The sequence below is a fragment of the Hymenobacter sp. UV11 genome (genome assembly GCF_004684095.1).
Lineage (GTDB): Bacteria > Bacteroidota > Bacteroidia > Cytophagales > Hymenobacteraceae > Hymenobacter.
This window is the reverse complement of record NZ_SRII01000010.1, coordinates 173377-192452: the sequence shown is the minus strand read 5'-3', so window position 1 is coordinate 192452 and position 19076 is coordinate 173377. Positions and strand designations below refer to the sequence as shown.

Annotated in this window: 15 protein-coding genes; 7 read left to right on the top strand and 8 right to left on the bottom strand. The window is 63.9% G+C overall.

The annotated features are described in order from the left end of the window. The first annotated feature begins 33 nt into the window (after positions 1–33). Together E4631_RS19185 and E4631_RS19180 are read left to right on the top strand one after the other, a co-directional pair. Positions 34–711 carry a 3'-5' exonuclease gene (locus tag E4631_RS19185; protein WP_166647968.1) on the top strand — a complete coding sequence of 226 codons (678 nt, stop codon included), beginning with the start codon at positions 34–36 and terminating at the stop codon, positions 709–711. Positions 712–884: 173 nt separating this feature from the next. After that, positions 885–2792, top strand: a complete 1908-nt coding sequence (locus tag E4631_RS19180) for a DUF294 nucleotidyltransferase-like domain-containing protein (RefSeq protein WP_133656203.1) — start codon at positions 885–887, stop codon at positions 2790–2792. A gap of 126 nt (positions 2793–2918) precedes the next feature. On the opposite strand, the gene E4631_RS19175 is transcribed toward E4631_RS19180, so the two are convergent. Further along, positions 2919–3959, bottom strand: coding sequence for a LacI family DNA-binding transcriptional regulator (locus tag E4631_RS19175; RefSeq protein WP_133656204.1), 1041 nt, complete (start codon positions 3957–3959; stop codon positions 2919–2921). Between the two features lie 196 nt (positions 3960–4155). On the opposite strand from E4631_RS19175, the gene E4631_RS19170 reads away from it, so the two are divergent. Continuing rightward, positions 4156–7500 carry an AsmA-like C-terminal region-containing protein gene (locus tag E4631_RS19170; RefSeq protein ID WP_133656205.1) on the top strand — a complete coding sequence of 1115 codons (3345 nt, stop codon included), beginning with the start codon at positions 4156–4158 and terminating at the stop codon, positions 7498–7500. 165 nt (positions 7501–7665) lie between these two features. Here E4631_RS19170 and mgrA read toward each other — a convergent pair whose 3' ends face one another. Then, complete coding sequence (gene mgrA, locus E4631_RS19165) at positions 7666–8664, bottom strand: L-glyceraldehyde 3-phosphate reductase (protein WP_133656206.1); 999 nt, start codon at positions 8662–8664, stop codon at positions 7666–7668. Positions 8665–8811: 147 nt separating this feature from the next. Between mgrA and E4631_RS19160 the strand changes: the two genes are divergently transcribed. Next, positions 8812–10740 carry a CocE/NonD family hydrolase gene (locus tag E4631_RS19160; protein WP_133656207.1) on the top strand — a complete coding sequence of 643 codons (1929 nt, stop codon included), beginning with the start codon at positions 8812–8814 and terminating at the stop codon, positions 10738–10740. A 55-nt stretch (positions 10741–10795) separates the two neighbouring features. Next, complete coding sequence (locus E4631_RS19155; protein WP_133656208.1) at positions 10796–11365, top strand: cupin domain-containing protein; 570 nt, start codon at positions 10796–10798, stop codon at positions 11363–11365. A 174-nt stretch (positions 11366–11539) separates the two neighbouring features. Here the strand turns inward: E4631_RS19155 and E4631_RS19150 are convergent, their stop codons facing one another. The 6 genes from E4631_RS19150 to E4631_RS19125 all read right to left on the bottom strand — a co-directional run bounded on the left by E4631_RS19150 (position 11540) and on the right by E4631_RS19125 (position 17945). Further along, positions 11540–11926 carry a nuclear transport factor 2 family protein gene (locus tag E4631_RS19150; RefSeq protein ID WP_133656209.1) on the bottom strand — a complete coding sequence of 129 codons (387 nt, stop codon included), beginning with the start codon at positions 11924–11926 and terminating at the stop codon, positions 11540–11542. A gap of 124 nt (positions 11927–12050) precedes the next feature. Next, positions 12051–13130, bottom strand: a complete 1080-nt coding sequence (gene dinB / locus E4631_RS19145; protein WP_133656210.1) for a DNA polymerase IV — start codon at positions 13128–13130, stop codon at positions 12051–12053. Positions 13131–13295: 165 nt separating this feature from the next. After that, positions 13296–14996 (bottom strand): ATP-binding protein, encoded by a 1701-nt coding sequence (locus tag E4631_RS19140; protein WP_133656211.1) that lies wholly within the window; start codon positions 14994–14996, stop codon positions 13296–13298. Continuing rightward, positions 14993–15316, bottom strand: coding sequence for a circadian clock KaiB family protein (locus E4631_RS19135; protein ID WP_133656212.1), 324 nt, complete (start codon positions 15314–15316; stop codon positions 14993–14995). Before E4631_RS19135 ends, E4631_RS19140 begins: the two co-directional genes overlap by 4 nt. A gap of 204 nt (positions 15317–15520) precedes the next feature. Then, entirely contained in the window at positions 15521–17260 is a 1740-nt protein-coding gene (kaiC, locus tag E4631_RS19130) for a circadian clock protein KaiC (protein ID WP_133656213.1), read from the bottom strand. 67 nt (positions 17261–17327) lie between these two features. Further along, on the bottom strand, positions 17328–17945 hold the full coding sequence (locus tag E4631_RS19125) for a sce7726 family protein (protein WP_133656214.1): 618 nt from the start codon (positions 17943–17945) through the stop codon (positions 17328–17330). An 89-nt stretch (positions 17946–18034) separates the two neighbouring features. Here E4631_RS19125 and E4631_RS19120 point away from each other — a divergent pair, with 89 nt between their 5' ends. Together E4631_RS19120 and E4631_RS19115 are read left to right on the top strand one after the other, a co-directional pair. After that, the gene (locus E4631_RS19120; RefSeq protein WP_133656215.1) at positions 18035–18403 is read left to right on the top strand and encodes a group III truncated hemoglobin; all 369 of its coding nucleotides are present in this window, start codon (positions 18035–18037) and stop codon (positions 18401–18403) included. A 90-nt stretch (positions 18404–18493) separates the two neighbouring features. Continuing rightward, positions 18494–18976, top strand: coding sequence for a DinB family protein (locus E4631_RS19115; protein ID WP_133656216.1), 483 nt, complete (start codon positions 18494–18496; stop codon positions 18974–18976). Positions 18977–19076 lie beyond the last annotated feature (100 nt).

Sequence of the window (19076 nt, the reverse complement as noted above, 5' to 3'; positions counted from 1 at the left end):
TGTTGACTGTTTCTTGCGCACTACTTTTGCCCCGTGCACGACTACTTGCTTTTCGTTGATACCGAGACGTCGGGCTTGCCCGCCGACTGGCGCCGGCCCTACGCCGAGCCCGGCGCGTGGCCGCACGTGGCCCAGGTGGCTTGGCTCATCTACACCGCGGCGGGTGAGTTGGTGAAGACCGAAAATCACTACATCCGGCCCAGCGACTACGACCTCACGCCCGCTTCTATGCAGGTGCACGGCCTCACGCTGGCCTACCTGCACGAGCACGGCGAGGCCCGCCTGCCCGTGATGCAGCGCCTGCACGACGACCTGCGCCGCTACAAGCCGCTGGTGGTGGGCCACTTCATCGAGCTCGACTACCACATGGTGGGCGTCAGCTTTCACCGCTCGGGGCTCGATAATGCGCTGCTGGGGCTGCCTACTTTCTGCACCATGCGCCTCACCGGGCGCTTCTGGCAGCCAGTGCGCCAGCAGTACCTTCGCCTGGCCGACCTGTACCAGCGGCAGTTTGGCCGGCCCATGGGCAAGCAGCACGATGCCCTGGCCGATGCCGAGGCCACCGCGCAGTGCTTCTTCGAGCTGCGCCGCACCGGCGACATCGACGCCGAGGTGCTGGCCAGCCAGCCCACGCTCCAGCCGCCGCCCACCCACGCCGTGCTGGCCGCCGCCCGCCGCCCCTTCTGGAAATACTGGCTGGGCATGATTTAATTTGAACGACTAAAATCGTCCGTCATTGCGAGCGCAACGAAGTGGAGCGCGGCAATCTTTCCTAATCGTTGGATTAATACCTCCAACGTGAAGGAAAGATTGCCGCGCTCCACTTCGTTGCGCTCGCAATGACAGTTGCTTGCGTTATTTGCCGCTTACCGCTCCCTGCTTCTATGGATACTCGCCTCGCTTTTCTGCGCACCGTTCGGCCCTTTGACCTCCTACCCCCCGAGGTGCTGGAAGAGGTGGCCGCGCTGCTGCAAGAGGTGACGCACCCGCGCGAGGCCGTTATCTACCACCAGGGCGAAACCAAGCTGCGGGGCGTCGATTTGATTATTGAAGGGGCCTACGACACGTTTTTTTTCGATGCCCAGCAGGCGCGCCGGCTGCCCGAAGAATATGGGCCCGGCGAGTGCTACGGCGGCGTGTCGGTGCTGCTCAACAAGAAGCGCTCGCTGCGCACGGTGCAGGCGCGGGCCGGCACGCGGGTGTATTTCCTGCATCGCAGCGATTTTCGGGGGCTGTGCCTGGGCTACGAGGCCTTTTTCCACTACTTCACGAGCCGCTACGGCCAGCTGATGCTCGACGACGAGTATGCCCGGCTGGTGCACCCCGGCCCCCAAACCGCCCAGAATTTCATTGCCGCTGACGAGCTGTACTCGCGCCGCATGGCTGCCGTGGAGCTGCGCGACGTGCTGGCCTGCCCCGGCACCACGCCCACTCACGAAGTGGCCCGCCGCATGGCTAAGGCCCGCAGCAGCTGCTTCTTCGTGCTCGATGAGGAAGAGAAAATCGTGGGCTACGTCACCGACATTACCCTGCGCGACAAGGTGGTGGCGGGCCTTGGCGATGCGCGCTTGCCCATCAGCACCTACCTCGACGCCCCTACCCGCTCGGTGAGTAGCCAAGCCTTTGTGTATGAGGCGCTTTTGCTGATGTTTCGGACCAAGACGCGCTACCTGCTGGTGGAGGGCGCGCCGGGCGAGTACCTGGGCTTTATCAGCCGCAATAAGCTGCTGGCCGAGCAGGCGCAGTCGCCATTTCTGTTTATTCAGGGCGTGAAGCAGGCGGTGTCGCTGCGCGAGCTGCGGCGCAACTGGCAGAAGGTGCCGGACATTGTATTTCAACTACTTGACCGTGGTGTGAAACCCGAAATCGTTAACCAGGTTATCACGACCGTGGCCGACACCATCGCCCTCAAGGTCATTGAGGACGTGATAAAGGAGCTGGGGCCGCCGCCGGCGCGGTTCGTGTTCATCGTGCTCGGCTCGGAGGGTAGGCAGGAGCAAACGCTGCTCACGGACCAGGACAATGCCATCATTTACGAGGACAAGGCCAACGAGCAGCGTGAGCTGGTGCGCGACTATTTCCTGCGCTTCGCCACCGAGGTGAGCGACCGGCTCAACGAGATTGGCTTCAGCTTTTGCGACGGCGGCTTCATGGCCAAAAACCCTAAGTGGACGCACTCGCTCTCGCACTGGAAGCGCAACTACACGGAATGGCTGCACGAGTCGAACCCCGAGAACGTGATGCGCTTCGCGGCATTTTTCGACATTCGCTTCCTCTACGGCGAAGCCGATATTCTGGAAGAGCTGCACGATTTTCTGGACACAGAGCTGCAAAAGCCGCTCGACCGCTTCCTGCACTACATGGCCACCAACGCCGTGCAGTACGAGCCGCCGCTCACGTTTTTCAACAACATTCGCACCTTTGCCGTGGGCCAGCAGCAGGTGGTGAATTTGAAGAAAATAATGTCGCCCATCGTGGATGCGGTGCGCGTGTTTGCCCTCAAAAACCGCGTGTTTGCCACCAACACCGGCCAGCGCCTGGACGCCCTGCGCACGCTCGGCGTCTTCACCGAAAAGGAATACCAAGAGCTATTGCAGTCGTACTACTACCTCATGGGCATGCGCCTCAAAAAGCAAGCTACCCAGATGATGCACGACAAGCTACCCCCCGATAACTACCTGGACCCCAAGAAGCTGACCAAAGTAGAGCGCGTCACGCTCAAGGAGATTTTCAAAGTCATCGCCGATTTCCAGCTGAAAATCAAAGTCAATTTCGCCAAGATGCTGAGCTAGATAGAACGGTCATGCAGAGCAAAGCGAAGCATCTCGCTCTTATCGCTGCACGAGATGTGGACGACCCCGAGCGAGATGCTTCGCTTTGCTCTGCATGACGTTCTCCCTCAACTTTTTGCCGGTTCCCTACCCCTCCCGCTGTGACGAATCCCTCACTATCACCTTGGGCTTGAGCACGATGCCGCGCGGGGTGCTGGCCTTGTGGCCGGGGGTAGGGAGCATTTTCTGGAGCTGCTGCACGGCCGTGCGGCCCATTTGCTCGCAGCGCTGGTCTACGGTGGTGAGGGCGGGCTCGGTGAGCTGGGTAAAGACCTCGTTGCTGAAGCCGGCGATGGCCACGTCTTCGGGCACCCGGAAGCCGAGCTTTTTGGCCACCTGCATGGCGCCCACGGCGGCTAAGTCGTTGGAGCTGAACACGCCGTCGGGGCGGCGGGTGGGTGAGAGGCGCAGCAGGCCGCGCATGGCGGCGGCCCCGCCCTGCTGGCTCAGCTCGCAGAACGCAATGAGGCGCGGGTCGGGCGTGAGGCCGTGGGCAGCCAGCGCATCGAGGTAGCCCTGGTGGCGGTTTTGATGGATGTTGACGTGCAGCGGGCCGGTAAAGTGCGCAATGCGGCGGCAGCCCTGCTCAATGAGGTGCTCAACCACCTGGTAGGCGCCGAGGTAATCGTTGAGCGTGACGGACGTCACGTTCTGGCCTTTAAAGCCCTGCACTACCCGGTCAAAAAACACCAGCGGCACACCCTGCTGGCGCACAGCCTCAAAGTGCTCAAAATCAGTAGTAGTATCCGATAAAGAGAGCAGGATACCAGCTACCTGCGCGCCCATCAGCAGCTCGATAATCTGCTTTTCCTGCTGCGCGTCTTCGTTCGACTGGCAAATCATGACATTGAAGCCCGCCGCGCTGGCTTCGCTGGCAATGCCGTGGATGACCTCGGGGAAAAAGTAGCCCGTGATGTGGGGCACTATCACGCCGAGCGTGTTGCTGCGGCCGCGGCGCAGGCCGGCGGCCAGCGGGTTGGGCTGGTAGTGCAGCTCCTTGGCCAGCTGGCGCACGCGGGCTTTGGTGGCCTCGCTCACATCGTGGTGGTCGGCCAGGGCGCGCGAAATAGTGGAGGGTGACAGGCCCAACGCTTTGGCCAGGTCGGTAATAGAGGCACGACGATTCATAAGGCAGCGGGGAGAAGCGGAAGCGTAACGGGCAATAACAACTGCAAAGATGGGGTTTAGGGTCCCTATCAGCGGGTGGGCGCCCTGGCAATAAGCGAGCCGATGGCTAAATTGCACTTAACTACGTAGGCAGCCGAACGCCCGGTGCGCAGCAGGTGTTGCGGACTGTATTAGCCCGGCTACCGTAGCTTGCCGTATGAAGTCGTTTTCCCTCTGGCGCGTGCTGGGTGTTGGTTTTTTACTTCTGCTGCTGGCACTAGGGCTGGCGGGCTGGTTTGGGTATAGGCGCTATGCCCAGCCCTACGTGCAGCAGCTCGTGCGCGAGCAGCTGACCCGCAACTCGGAGCTGGTACTCGACCCGTTTGAGGTAGAATTTTCGGTGTGGCACGACTTTCCGCACCTCACCGCCTCCCTCGGGCACCTTACCCTGCGCGACAGCTCGCACCACCGCACGCTGCCCGTGCTGCGCCTGGGCCGCGCCGACCTGCGCCTGAACCTGCGGGCGCTGCTGCACCGCCGGGTAGAGGTCACGCGCCTCACCCTGCGCGATGTGGCCATTGGCCAGCGCGTCGATTCGCTGGGCCGCTCCTGGGGCCTGCGCGGCAAGAAGCGCACGGCCAGCAGCGGCCCGCCCAAAATTGACCTGGCGCTGGACTCCATCATTATTTATAATTTCGGGATTTTTACCCGCAACGATTTCACCCATAGCGTACTGCAAGGCCGTATTTACCAGGCCCGCGTGGCGGCCACGCTGCACCAGGGCGTGCTGGCAGTGCGAGGGCGCTTTGGGGGGCGGCTTGTGCAGCTGCGCAACCGCAGCGGCGACCTGCTGACCAATGAGCCGGTGCAGGCCTGGCTCAACTACCGCTACGACTTTGGGCAGCGCCAGGGCACGTTTTTCAACACCCGCGCCACACTGAACGGCGATACGATTCACGTGAGCGGTACGCACACGGCGGCCGTGGCCGTGGGCAGCGCCCCGCCTCCTGGCACGGTGCTGAACCTGCGTTTTGCTGGCAACCAGCCGCTGCTGGCCGTGCTGCACGCCGCCCTACCCCCCTCGCTACGCTCGCTGCTCACCGACGCGACCAGCCCCAGTAAGGCTCATATTGAGTACCTGATGTCGGGCCTGAGTGGGCCCAAAGTGCGGCCGCACATTGTGCTGCACTTTGGCCTGCGGAGCGCCAGTATTCAGTGGCCCGACTCGGCGCGGCGCATTGACCGCTGGGACTTGCAGGGCACCTACGACAACGGCCCGGCTCACCTGCCCAAAACCATGTCCTTGAACCTGAGCCAGTGCCGCATTTACTCGCCGGCCGGCCTGCTCGACATGGCTTTTCTGCTGCGCGATTTTCGGCGGCCAGTGGTGCAGGGCCGGCTGCACGGCCGCACCGAGCTGCCCGCCCTGGCCGCGCTGCTGGGCACGCACGGCCGCTGGCACGCCCAGCAGGGTACCGCCGACCTCGACGTGCGCCTGCGCGGCCTGCTGCCCGCGATGGGGCCGCACCACCGGGGCGATTTTCGCCGCAATATGTCGGTGCGCGGCGTGGCTACGCTGCGCAATGCGGTGTTTGAGCGGGTGGGCCACCACGGTGACCTGCGCAATCTCAACGTGCGCATTGGGCTGAACGACAGCCTTTGGCGCCTCACCAATGCCTCGGGCGTGCTGGCGGGCATGAAGTTCAACGCCTCGGCCACTACTACCTACCTGCTCGACTACTTCACGGGCCAGCACCCGACTACTGATATCAAAGGCAGTTTCGCGGTGGATGAGCTGGACATAGGCAGCCTGCGGCAGCTGCTGCAGCCCGCCGGGCCGCTGGCCCAGGCCACCAGCCCTACCCCACTCCGCTTGGCTGGCCGCCGCGCACCGCGCTCGCTGGCAGCCAAGCGGCGCATTGCCACCACGCTGGGCAGCCACCTCATTCCCAGCGGCATGCACCTCGATGTGGCCCTGCGCTGCGGCCGGCTGGCGCTGGCCACCGACACCCTGCGCGAGCTGGCCGTGCGCATTCGCCACGATGGCGAGCGCGTGCAGCTAACCGGCATCCAGGGCAAGCTTTGGGATGGGAGCGTGCGTGGCGAGGCGCAGTGGCCCACCGACTCGGCCAACCGAGTGGTACCAGTGGTGTATAACCTTGATTTTCGGTTCGATACGCTTAACTACAAGTCCTTGCTGGAGCGGTTATCGCGGCCGCCGCGGCGTTCGGCCAAGTCGCCGGGCAGCCCGGCCATCCGGGAGCTGCTGCTGGCCGCCAACGGCAAGATTAACTACGAAATCAATACCCTGCTGCTGCCCGACGGCGAAAAAGTGCGCGACCTGCGCATGCGTTTCGACAAGCAAGGCACGCAGTTAAACCTGCCCTATCTCTACTTTATGGCGCCGCAGGGGGGGGTAGGCAGCGGCTCGGCCACGGTGCAGGTGCAGGGCCTGCGCATTGTGAAGGCCGATGCTAACCTCTACCTGCGCTACCCCACCCTCGACGTGCCGCAGCTGCTGCGCATGCTGGCCAGCGTGGCCCCGCCCCGCACCGACTCGGCCGCCGCCGCGGCGCGGCGGGCGCTGCGAGCGGTTCGGCGGGCGCAGCGGCAGGGCGACGGTGCGGCGCCCCGCGTGCCGGGCTCGCTGCTCACGAGTGGGCGCTTTTCGGCGCTGCTGCGCGTGGAGGCAGACCAGGTGCGCTACGCCGCCGTGCAGGGCTCGCAGTTTCGGCTGGTGACACACTTGCAGGAGGGCGAGGCCATGCTCGACGACTGCACCGTGAATACGCTGGGCGGCCGCGTGACGCTGCGCGGGCACCTCATCACCAACGCCGGCCGCCAGCACCACCCCTTGCAGGTGCAGGCGCTGCTGGAGGACATTAAGCTGCCCGAGCTGTTTGGCACGGCCACGGCCATGAAGCTTAATGTGCTGGAGCGCAGCAATATCCAGGGCACTCTGCGCTGCGCCGCCGCCGTGCGCACCGACCTCGACGAGAAGTTCTTGCCCAACCTGGATAATACCAACGGCTACCTTAAGGCCGACCTGCACGACCTAGAGCTGGTAGACGTGGAGGTGCTAGAAGAAACGTTTAAGCTCTTCAAGAAGCGCACCGGGCACTTGTTTTTTGAGCCCGTCAGCACCGAGTTTGTGCTGAGCCGGGGCCAGCTGCTCATCCCCAACCTGCGCCTGAACAGCAACCTGACCGAGCTGCAAGTGAGCGGCCGCTACGACCTCGATGGCCGCGCCGACCTCTTCGTGGGCCTCAACGTGCTGCACGCATTCACCGGCAACAACGACAAGCGCATTGCCCGCATTCAGGCCGGCGACCCCGTGCGCCGCCGCCGCGCCCCCCTCACCTACGTCAACCTGAGCCGCGACGTACCCCATACCAAATACCGCGTCAAGCTCTTCCAAAAGCAGGAGCAGCGCCAGGCCCAGGCCGATTTGCGCAAGCAATTCCGCCAGCTCATCATCACCCAGCGCCTCGATACCACGCTGCGCCTGCTGCCCGGCGCGCCGCTACTGGCCCCACTGCCTGGGGTAGCAACTTCGCCGTGAGGTGAGATGGCGAATTGGCGAATGGTGAGGGGTGAGAGGTGAGTAAAAGAACGTCATGCTGAGCTTGCCGAAGCATCTCTACCGCATCGTTGGATTACTAATTCCAGCGGCGTGGTAGAGATGCTTCGACAGGCTCAGCATGACGTTCTTTTACTCACCACCTCCCTACCCCTTTAAAATCTCCTCAATCCGCGCCAGCTCTTCCTGGCTGAACTGGTAGTTTTTCAGGCTGCCCACGGCGTCGGTTACCTGGCTCGGCTTGCTGGCGCCGATGATGACGGACGTGATGCGCGGGTCTTTCAGTACCCAGGCCAGGGCCAGCTGGGCCATACTCTGGTGGCGGGCCTGAGCCAGTTCGTTGAGCTTTTGGGCTTTGGCCACGTTGGCGGGCGTGAGTTGGTTTTCTTCGAGGGCGCCATTACCGAGGTTGCGGGCTACCCGCGAGTCGTCGGGAATTCCAGTTAAGTACTTGTCAGTCAAGAGCCCTTGGGCCAGGGGCGAGAAGGGAATGCACCCTACCCCCTCCTCGGCCAGCACATCGAGCAGGCCTTGCTCGGGGTCGCGCACCAGCATCGAGTACTTGGGCTGATGGATGAGGCAGGGCGTGCCCAGCGCGCGCAGCACCTCAATGGCGCGGCGCGCCTGCTCGGGTGGGTAGTTGGAGAGGCCCACGTACAGGGCCTTGCCCTGGCGCACCATACTATCGAGGGCGCCCATGCTTTCCTCCACGGGTGTGTCGGGGTCGGGGCGGTGGTGGTAAAAAATATCGACGTAGTCGAGCTTCATCCGGCGCAGGCTCTGGTCGAGGCTGGACATCAGGTACTTGCGCGAGCCACCATCGCCGTAGGGGCCGGGCCACATGCCGTAGCCCGCCTTGCTGGAAATGATGAGCTCGTCGCGGTAGGGGCGGAAGTCATCGTGCAGCAGGCGGCCAAACATTTCCTCGGCCGCGCCGGCGGGCGGGCCGTAGTTGTTGGCCAGGTCGAAGTGCGTAATACCCGCGTCGAAGGCCGTGCGCAGGATGGCGCGGCAGTTGGCCTGGGCATCTTTCTCGCCAAAATTTTGCCACAGGCCCAGCGATACGGCGGGCAGATGCAGGCCGCTGCGGCCGCTGCGGCGGTACTCCATCGCCTCGTAGCGGGCGGGGTTAGGCTGGTATGCCATGAGAATAGGGGGTAGGAAAAGGGAACGTTGCGGGGCCAAAACTACTCGCCGCCGCCGGGGTTTTGGCCCTACCCCCCGCCAGCGGCCCAGTAAACGCCAGATGCGCATTACTTTCCGGCCCGCGAGCCGTTTTTCGCCCCTTTTCCTATGCCCCGCCCCTACCCCCGCCGGCTAGCCGGCAGCCTGCTGCTAGCCGCCGCCCTCGCCCTGCCCGCCGCCGCCCAAACCACCCCGGCCACCCGCGCCCAGGATTCGCTCTTCGTGCGCCAGCACTACCGCAAGCTGGAGCAGCTCATTCCGATGCGCGACGGCACCCGGCTGGCCACCATCCTCTACGTGCCGCTCGATGCCAGCCAAGCCCGCCCCTACCCCTTCCTGATGGAGCGCACGCCCTACTCGGCCGGCCCGCGCGGGACCAACGCCTACCCCACGCGCGGCCCTGGACCCAGCCGCGAGCTGAGCCAGGAGCAGTACATTTTTGTGTATCAGGACGTGCGCGGGCGCTACCTCAGCGAGGGCCAGTTTGAGGAAATGACGCCCGCCCTACCCCCCACTGGCGGCGGCAAGCCGGCCAAGGGCCGGGGCAAAACCGCCGCCCACGACGAAAGCACCGACACTTACGACACCATCGAGTGGCTGCTCAAAAACGTGCCCAACAACAACGGCCGCGTAGGCATCATGGGCATATCCTACCCTGGTTTCTACGCCACGGCCAGCCTGCCCAATGCCCACCCAGCGCTCAAGGCCGTGTCGCCGCAGGCGCCGGTCACGGATGAGTTTATGGGCGACGATGCCCGGCACGGCGGGGCATTTTTTCTGCTCGATAACTTCGATTTTACCAATTACTTCGACGTGCCCCGGCCCAAGCCGCTGGCTGAGTACGCAGAGTTATTCCCGCTGAAAATCGCCGATGCCTACCAGTTTTTCCTGGACCTGGGGCCCATCAAAAACGCCAACCAAGCCAAGTATTTCAACGGCCGGGCGCGCATCTGGAACGAGTACCTAGCGCACGATACCTACGACGCCTACTGGCAGGCGCGCAACATCCGGCCGCACCTCACGGGCGTGCGGCCGGCCGTGCTGGTGGTGGGCGGCTGGTACGATGCCGAGGACCTGTTTGGTGCCCTGCACACCTACCAAGCCATCGAAAAGCAGAACCCCAGCGCCACCAACCGCCTCGTGATGGGCCCCTGGAGCCACGGCGCCTGGAGCCGCCCCGACTGGAGCCAGTTCGGCCCGCTAAAATTTGGCCAGAACACCGCCGAATACTACCGCCGCACGCTGGAAACGCCGTTTTTCAATTTCTACCTAAAAGACAAAGGCAATTTTAACGCGGCCGAGGCCACGGTATTCGACACGGGCACGAACGAATGGAAAACCTACCCGGCCTGGCCGCCGAAGGCGGCGCAGGCGCGGCCGTTTTATTTGGGCGGCGCGGGTCAATTGGCTACGGCACCCACTTCCGCGCCAGCCGACGAATACGTGAGCGACCCGGCCCACCCGGTGCCCTATGCCGAGGGCATCCTGAGCAGCCGCAACAACGAGTATATGGTGCAGGACCAGCGCTTTGCGTCCCAGCGGCCCGACGTGCTCACCTTCCAAACCCTACCCCTTCCGCAGGACCTGACCGTGGCCGGCCCGCTCGTCGTGGACCTCTGGGTGAGCACCACAGGCACCGACGCCGACTTCGTGGTGAAGCTCATCGACGTGCTGCCCGACGATGCGGCCGACCCCGCGCCCGGCGCCGCCAATACCACCCTACCCGGCACCCAGCGCCTGGTGCGGGCCGACGTGCTGCGCGGCCGCTTCCGCCATAGCTTCACCACGCCCGAAGCCTTCCAGCCTAACGTGCCCACCGAGGTGAAATATGAGTTGAACGACGTGCTGCACACCTTCAAAAAAGGCCACCGCCTGCAAGTGCAGGTGCAGAGCAGCTGGTTTCCATTAGTGGATAGAAACCCGCAGCAGTTTGTCAATATCTCTACCGCCGAGGCTAAGGATTTTCAGAAGGCGACGATTCGGATTTATCATGAGGCTGGACATGCTTCCAGCGTGTCGCTGCCGATGTTGAAGTAATCGTTTGTCATTGCGCTCGCAATGACAAACGGCTTTTTTAAACCTCTTTTTTCTCATGAAACGCCGCGCCTTCTTGCCGCTGCTGGGCCTGGCCCCGCTGGCCGCCACCTTCCGCCCCACACGCCTGATGCAACCCGAGAAACTGTTTTTCAAAGACGACGGCACGATTCCGAATAGCGCCTACCCCCTGCTGCTGTACCGGCAGGCGTTTGCGGCGCGCGACGCGACCGGCGCGGCGTGGCTGGAAAGCCAGTTTGCCGCTAATAACTGGACCAACTCCTGGCGCAACGGCGTGTACCCGTATCACCACTACCACAGCACGTCGCACGAGGCGTTGGGCATTTATGCGGGCTCGGCGCTGCTGCACCTGGGCGGCGAGTCTGGCCAGAAAGTGCGCGTGCAAGCCGGTGATATCCTGGTGATTCCGGCGGGGGTAGGGCACAAAAACCTGGGCGGCGAAAACCTGGGCGTAGTCGGCGCCTACCCCGACGGCCGCCACTGGGACCTCAACCGCGGCCAGCCCGGCGAGCGTCCCCAAACCGATAAAAACATCGCCGCGCTGCCGCTACCCGCCACCGACCCGCTGCTGGGCCGCAGCGCCGGCGTGCCAGCTATCTGGCAGTAGGCGCTGGGTTTTGCTTGTTATTAAAATACAAAAAAGAACGTCATGCTCATCTGGCGTCCGCTTGTCGAAGCATCTTGGCCGCTTCATCCAACGAGGCGGCCAAGATGCTTCGACAAGCGGACGCCAGATGAGCATGACGTTCTTTTAAGGCGTTTAGCTGAATCCTAAACCCCTTTACGCCGCCTGCTTCTGGGCGTGCCAAAGCACTAGCTGCCAGCCTTTAGCGGCGTCTTTGATATAGACCACCACGTACTTTATGCGCGTGAAGCTGGGCTGGCCGTCGGCGCCGGGGCCGAGGTCGATTTGGATAAGGGCGTTGACGATAGCGGTGTGGTCGTCGTTGTAGGGGCGCACGACAATATTCTCAATATCAACCTTATCGTAGCGGCTCTGGCCGCTGGCGATGGAGGCGATATAGCTGGCCTTACCATCCTGGTGGCCGTTGGAATGGGTGTAGATGAGGTCGTCGGCGAAGATGCTTTCGAGGGTCGGCAGGTCTTTGGCAACCTGGGCGTCGAAGCGCTGGCGCTCGAGCTGTTCAATTTCTTGGATGGCAGACATTTTTTTAGTGAGCAGTGAACAATGAGTAAGGAACAGTGCAAAAGAACGTCAGCCGCGCCCGTTGTCCTTGCGATTGCTGCGCTGCGCTCGCAAGGACAGACGGTCTTCATTCCAGGATATTTCCCTAAAAAAGCGTTAGCTGCCCGCTCGGGCCTACGGCAGCCGCCTCGCCATCGAGGGTGGAGAGCGAGAGGCCCAGCAGGCGCACGCCCTGGGGCAGGGGTAGCAGCGCGGTGAGCAGGTCCTGGCCCAGGCGTAGCAGCGTGGCTTCGTCGGGCACGGATAGGGGTAGGGTGCGGCTGCGAGTAATTTGGTGGAAGTCGGCGTACTTGACTTTGAGGGTTAGGCAGCGGCCCGACTGGCCGCTGCGCTGGCAGTAGGCCCACACCTTGGCGGCCACGGGCAGCAGCGCGGCCAGCAGGTCGGGCAGCTCGTGCAGGTCCTGGGCAAAGGTCATTTCGGCGCCTACCGACTTGCGGGGGCGGTCGGGGCGCACGGGGCGGTGGTCCTCGGCGCGGGCAATGGCGTAGTAAAAGCCGCCCGCCTTGCCAAAGTGCCGGCGCAGCAGCGCCTCGGGTTGGGCGCGCAGGTCGGCCCCAGTGAAGATGCCAAGCGCGTGCAGCTTGGCCTTGGTAGCCGGCCCAATGCCGTGAAATTCCCCTACCCCCAGCCCAGCCACGAACGCCGGCCCGCGCTCGGGCGGAATCACATATTGGCCATTAGGCTTGCGGCGGTCGGAGGCCAGCTTGGCCAGAAATTTATTGTAGGAAATGCCCGCCGAGGCTGTGAGCTGGGTGCGGGCCAGAATTTCGGCCCTGATGCGGCGGGCCACCTCGCTGGCGAGGGGTAGGCCGGCCAGGTTTTCAGTTACGTCGAGGTAGGCTTCGTCGAGCGCTACGGGCTCGATGAGGGGCGTGTACTCGGCCATGATTTCCCGAATCTGCCCCGATACTTCTTTGTAAACTTCGAAGCGCGGCGGCACAAACTGCAGCTCGGGGCAGAGGCGCGCCGCCGTGGCGGCCGGCATGGCCGAGCGCACCCCGTATTGGCGGGCCTCGTAGCTGGCGGCCATTACCACGCCGCGGGCGCGGGTACCGCCCACGGCCAGCGGCCGGCCGCGCAGGGCGGGGTCGTCGCGCTGCTCCACGGAGGCGTAGAACGCATCCATGTCCAGATGAATGATTTTGCGCAGGGGTGGTAGCATAAGCTTCAGCTCGTGCGGGATAGCACCCAAATTATTCCTGATTGATAAGCTGTTAACTCAACCCGGCGTACAGACCAAGCGGTTTTTAGCCCGCAGAAGGCGCGGAGGCTTGCGCAGAAGACGCAGAAGCTGATGGCCCTTGGTAGCCCAAGGCAGGCACGCCCGCTACTTCGGCAGCAGCACCGTGAAGGTGGACCCCACGCCCGGCTCGCTGGCTACCGAGATGCGGCCGCCGGCATTTTCCACCATCTTCTTTACCATAAACAGGCCAATGCCGCTGCCCTCCACGTGGTCGTGCAGGCGCTCAAACAGGCCAAACAGCCGGCGCTGGCCCGCCGCGTCGATGCCCAGGCCATTGTCTTGCACGGTTAGGCGCACGTACTGGCCCTCGGGGTAGGCGCGCAGGCTCACCTGGGCCGGGCGGCCGGGGTCGCGGTACTTGAGGGCGTTGCTGAGCAGGTTGTAGGCCACGCTACGCAGGTTTTTCTCGAGAAAGTGCACGGCCACCTGGTCGTCGAGGGCAAGGTCGAGCTGCGCACCTGCCGCCCGCACCAGCGGGGCCAGGTCGAGCGCCACGCCTTGCACCACGGGCGCCAGCGGCACCTGCACGGCCGCCAGACCATGCTCGCGCTGCAGCTTGGCCACGTCGCTGAGCTGCCCGATGGTGCGCTGAAAGCGTTCGACCGACTTAGTAAGCATAGCCAGAATATCATTGACCGGCGGACGCTGCCGGGCCTCAATGGGTAGCTCGTCGGCCAAGGCTTGCAGCAGACCTTCGATGTTGGTAATCGGGCCTTTCAGATCGTGCGAAGCGGTGTAGATAAAGCTATCGAGGTCCACGTTCACGCGGGTCAGCTCGTCGTTGTTATCGCGCAGCAGGCGCTGGGCCTGGGCCACCCGCTCCTGGGCCAGCTTGTGCGCATGAATGTCGGTGTAGGTGCCAATCCACTGCACTACTTCGCCCTGCTCATTGCGCGAGGGTAGGGCGCGGCCCAGCATCCAGCGGTAGTCGCCGGCCTGGTTGCGAAAGCGACACTCTACTTCAAACGGCTCGAACGTGCGCAGGGAGTGCTGCCACTTATGCAGGGCGGGCCCAAAATCGTCGGGGTGAACGCGGCTTTTGATGGTTGCATTGGAGAAGCTGCGCTCCCCCATGTAGTCGAGCCACCGGCGGTTGAAGAAGGTGCTTTGGCCCTTGAGGTCGGCCGTCCAGGCTATTTGCGGAATGCCTTCGAGCACGCGGCTTACTTCGGCGGCGGCTTGCTCCACGGTCCGGCGGGCCGCCTGCTGGCGCACCAGCTCCTCGTTTTTGCGGTCGAGCAGTGCGTTTTGCTTGGCTACCACTGAGCGAATGGAGGAAATTTCCTGCCGCGCCGACATGTCGGCCAGCAGCACCGCCAGCGTAGGCTCGCCGCCAAACGGCAGCACGTTCATCGACACCAAAAATGGCCGCAGGGCCCCATCCTGGCAATTTTGCAGCGGCAGCTCGCCCCGCGCTTGCGTGGCCCAGCCCCGCTGCCACAGCTCGGCCCAGTAGGCCTGGTACCGGGCCGGAATAAAGTCGGTGAAGGCGTGCCCCAAAATATCGGTGGAAGGGCAGCCCAGCGCGGTAGTCAGCGCGGCATTGCAGTAAAGCACCACGCCATCGGCCGCGAGCAGCACCGCGCCTTCGCTCATTTGCTCTACTAGGGTGCGGTAGCCCAGGTCGGCACTTTCCAGCGTGAAGAGGCGCGGCCCATCGGCCCCCGGCACCGACAGCACGTCGATAGCGCCGGTGCGCATAGCCGTTAGCAGTTCTTCGGCTTCGCGCAGCTGCTGGCGCAGCTCTTCATTTTCGCGGACCAGGTCGGCGGCAGTGGGGCTCATGGGAGGGGGTAGGGCGGCAGGTCATCCAAGCCCAATACTGCTAGTACGACCTCCCGGTTAGAAAGGTCACCTACCAGCCGGCGCAGGGGTAGGGGTTGGCGACGCACCAGCGTGGGCGCGGCCACTATCTGGGCCTGCTGCGCCAGCTCGGGCTGCTGGTAGAGGTCAATGATACGCAGGGTGTACTGCCCTGGTATATACTGTTCGCAAATTTCCCTGATGTGGCGCAGGGCCCGCGTCGAGTTGGGCGTGGCCCCGGTCACGTAGAGGTCTAGTTCGTAGGCAGGCGCTTCGGGCACGGCGGGGGGGGTAGGGCTCATGGGCACGGCCTAATGAAGCTGGAGGCGCACGCCACAAGCCACCCTGGCGTGGGCCTGGTGCGCAAGCCCAGCCACGACCGTGCGCGGGTGCCCGGCATTTTTCGTACCACGCTTGGCCCGGCCAGCGCCCAGGGCTGGGCCGCAAGCAGCAGCAGGAGATTTTCGTCCCTCAAATTCCTCCTCATAGCTACTCGCATACGGCGGTTAAGGCTGCGTGTTGGGTGAAGGCGCCAAATAACCTGGGCTATTGTTGGCGGCCAGCGAGACGCGGCCCTCGCGCAGGGCCGCCAGGCGGCCCTGCTCCTCGTCGCTCACTTTGCGCAGCTCCTCCTCTACCGACTCAAACTCGGTGCGCAGGTTGGCAATGGTAGCTTCCAGCATCCGGCGCTTGCGCTCCAGCTCGCGGTCGCGGCGGTCGGCCTCGTGCTGGCGCACCACGCGCTGGGCTTCTTCCTGAATTTGCTGGGTGAGGCGGGCGGCGCCCGTGATGATGCCGGCCGGCCCAATCACCACATCGAGCAGCTGCACGCCGTGGTCGGTTATCAAAAACTCGCGCACCTGGTTGGAGTGCGCCATGCCGCGGGCTTTCAGGATGCTCAGGCCCCGGTTGCGCTCGCCGATGCCCTCCAGGTCGCGCACCGAAATCCAGGTATCGACCAAGGACGACACGCCTTCCTCCGTTAATTCCAGCTGCCCGTGCCGGCCGTTAACGAGGGCCGTAAACAGGGCCGTGATATTGCTGATTTTCAAGAAGTCAATCATGCGCGTGAGCATACTGCGCACCTCGGCCACGCTGCCCACCGACACCAGGTTGCTAATGGGGTCGATGACCACGGCCCGCGGCTGGTAGTCGCGCACGAGCTGGTGCAGCGTCACGAGATGGCGCTCCAGGCCGTTGAGCGTGGGCCGCGAGGCCTCGATATACAGCAGGCCCTGGTCGATGTACGGCTGCAAATCGATGCCCACCGCGCGCATGTTGCGAATGAGCTGGGCCGGCGACTCTTCGAAGGCGAAGTACAGGCAGCGCTCGCCGCGCCGGCAGGTTTCGGCGGCAAAGGAGGCGGCCAGCGTGGTTTTGGCGGTGCCGGCCGTGCCCGTGAGCAGCACACTGCTGCCCCGGTACCAGCCCCGGCGTGCAAACATCTCGTCGAGGCTCGGCACGCCCGACGAGAGTATCTCGTCCGACACCTTATGCTCCAGCTTGAGCGAGGTGACGGGTAGCACCGAGATGCCGGCTTCGCTGATGAGGTAGGGGTATTCATTGGTGCCGTGGGTGCTGCCGCGGTATTTCACAATGCGCAGCCGGCGGGTGGTTATCTGGTCGATAACGCGGTTGTCGAGCAAAATCACGCAGTCCGACACGTACTCTTCCAGGCCCTGCCGGGTGAGCGTGCCATCGCCGCGCTCGGCTGTGATGATGGTGGTCACGCCCTTGTCTTTGAGCCAGCGAAACAGCCGGCGGATTTCGGCCCGCAGCACTGCCTCATCCGGAAAGCCCATGAACAGCGCCTCGATGGTATCGAGCACCACGCGCTTGGCCCCGATGGTATCAATGGCGTGCCCCAGCCGAATAAATAGCCCGTCGAGGTCATAGGCCCCGGCCTGCGCAATTTCGGAGCGGTCGAGGTGCACGTGGTCGAGGCGCAGCATCTTGTCGGCCTCCAGCCGCGGCAGGTCGAAGCCCAGCGAGGCCACGTTGGCGGCCAGCTCGTCGGCCGTTTCCTCAAAAGTCATGAGCACACCCGGCTCGCCGTACTGCTCGATGCCGCGCACTAGAAACTCGATGGCCAGCAGCGTTTTACCGCAGCCCGCGCTGCCGCACACCAGCGTGGGGCGACCCAGCGGCAGGCCGCCTTCGGTTATCTCATCGAGGCCGTCGATGCCGGTAGGGGCTTTGGGCAGCCGGGGCAGGGTAGGGACTGATGAAAGCTTGTCTTCTTGCATAAAAATATAATCAGCGCACAATCGACTGGAAAGTTAAGGCGACGGGCGCGGAAAAACGTCGAGGTTACTACTTGCGCCGGGGCTTTTTGAGGCGCCGCGCCCGCGCGGCGGCCAGCCGCTCGCGCTCGGCCCGGCGCTCCTCGCGCAGCAGCAGGCGTTCGGGCAGCCGGGCCATGAGGCGGGCCCGCACGTACTGCGCCAGGCCCGAGAGCGGCACCGTGTGCGTGGTGCGCAGAAACTGCGCCACCTCGCGCTGGCGCAGGGTACTGGCGCCGGCCAGGCCCAGGCTCAGCAGGTACTGCTTTATTTCCTCCACCCACAGCAGGCCGGCCAGCGGGGCGTGCTGCACGGTGGCGTTGTAGCCGGCCTCGCGGTGCACGCGCAGGGTAGGGCTGTCGGGCGCGGCCACCAGAACGCCCACCCAGGCGGGCAGGCGCGGCAGCAGCTTGGCCAGGTGCTTTTCGGTGACCACAAACGTGACGAAGTCGTAGACCTCAGCGTAGCAGCGCAGCTGGTTTTCGACGCGCTGCAGGGTGTCGCCGTCGCCCTTCACCTCGTAGCCGTGCATGAAGTGCTCGGTGATATGCACCACATCGGCGCGGGTGCTGCCGGTGGGCAGCTCGTCGATGTGCACGCCGCCCAGCAGCAAGGGGTAAAGCCGGGCGCGGATGTCGGGGTCATTCATCAGTAGCTTCAAATGTAAAACGGAGTGGTACTCCATTTCCGCTCGTACTTACCTTGCGCCAAACGGAGTACCACTCCGTTTTACCTCCCATGCCCGACATTACCACCGAAGCCGACATCAAAACCCTGGTTGACAGCTTCTACGAGCGCGCGCTCGCCGACCCGCTGCTGGCGCCCGTTTTTATCGACTTCGCGCACGTCGATTTCAGCCACCACCTGCCGCAGCTCTATGACTTTTGGAGCGGTATCTTGCTGGGCACCAGCCGCTACCAGGGCTTTCCCATGCGCAAGCACTTTCCGCTGCCCCTGGGGCTGGAGCACTTTGAGCGGTGGCTGGAGCTATTTCTGGAAACCGTGGACGCGCACTTTGCCGGGCCTACGGCCGAAACCGCCAAGCAGCACGCCCTGCAAGTAGGGCGCGTATTTGCCGGCCGGCTGGGGCTGCTGGAAGACTTGTAAAAGCCAGCCCGCCAGCCCGGCAAAACCATTTTACCCACGACCCGACGCCCGCGTGCGCCTTCACCGCCTACCCCCTTCCCTACCCCCCTCATGGACGCCCAAACCCGACAAGCCCTCGTGGCCGAGCTCACCGCCCTGCTGGCCGGCGGCAACGCCCACGCTACCTTCGAGCAGGCCGTGGCCGACCTGCCCGCACCGCTGCGCAACCAGGCAGTGCCGGCAGTGCCCTACACCATTTGGCAGCTCGTGGAGCACATCCGCATCGCGCAGGCCGATATTCTGGAGTTTTGCCTGAACCCTAAGTACGTGGCACCCGAATGGCCCGCCGCCTACTGGCCCGACAAAGCGCTGGCCGTGGACGAGGCCGGCTGGCAGGCCGCCCTGCACGCTATCGCCGCCGACCAGCAGCAGTTTATTGACCTACTGAACGACCCGGCTACCGACCTTTTCAAGCCCCTACCCCACGGCGACGGCCAGCACGTCTTCCGCGAGGCGCTGCTGATAGGCGACCATGCCGCGTACCACGTGGGCGAAATCATTTTGATTCGGCGTTTGCTGGGGGCGTGGGGGTAGGCCCCGCGCGCGGGTCGGCTGTTGGTTTTTTTGCGGGCGGTGCAGCAGCCTGCAACGTTTAGCCGCCTAAAAGCTACTTACTTGCAGCACTTCTATAATT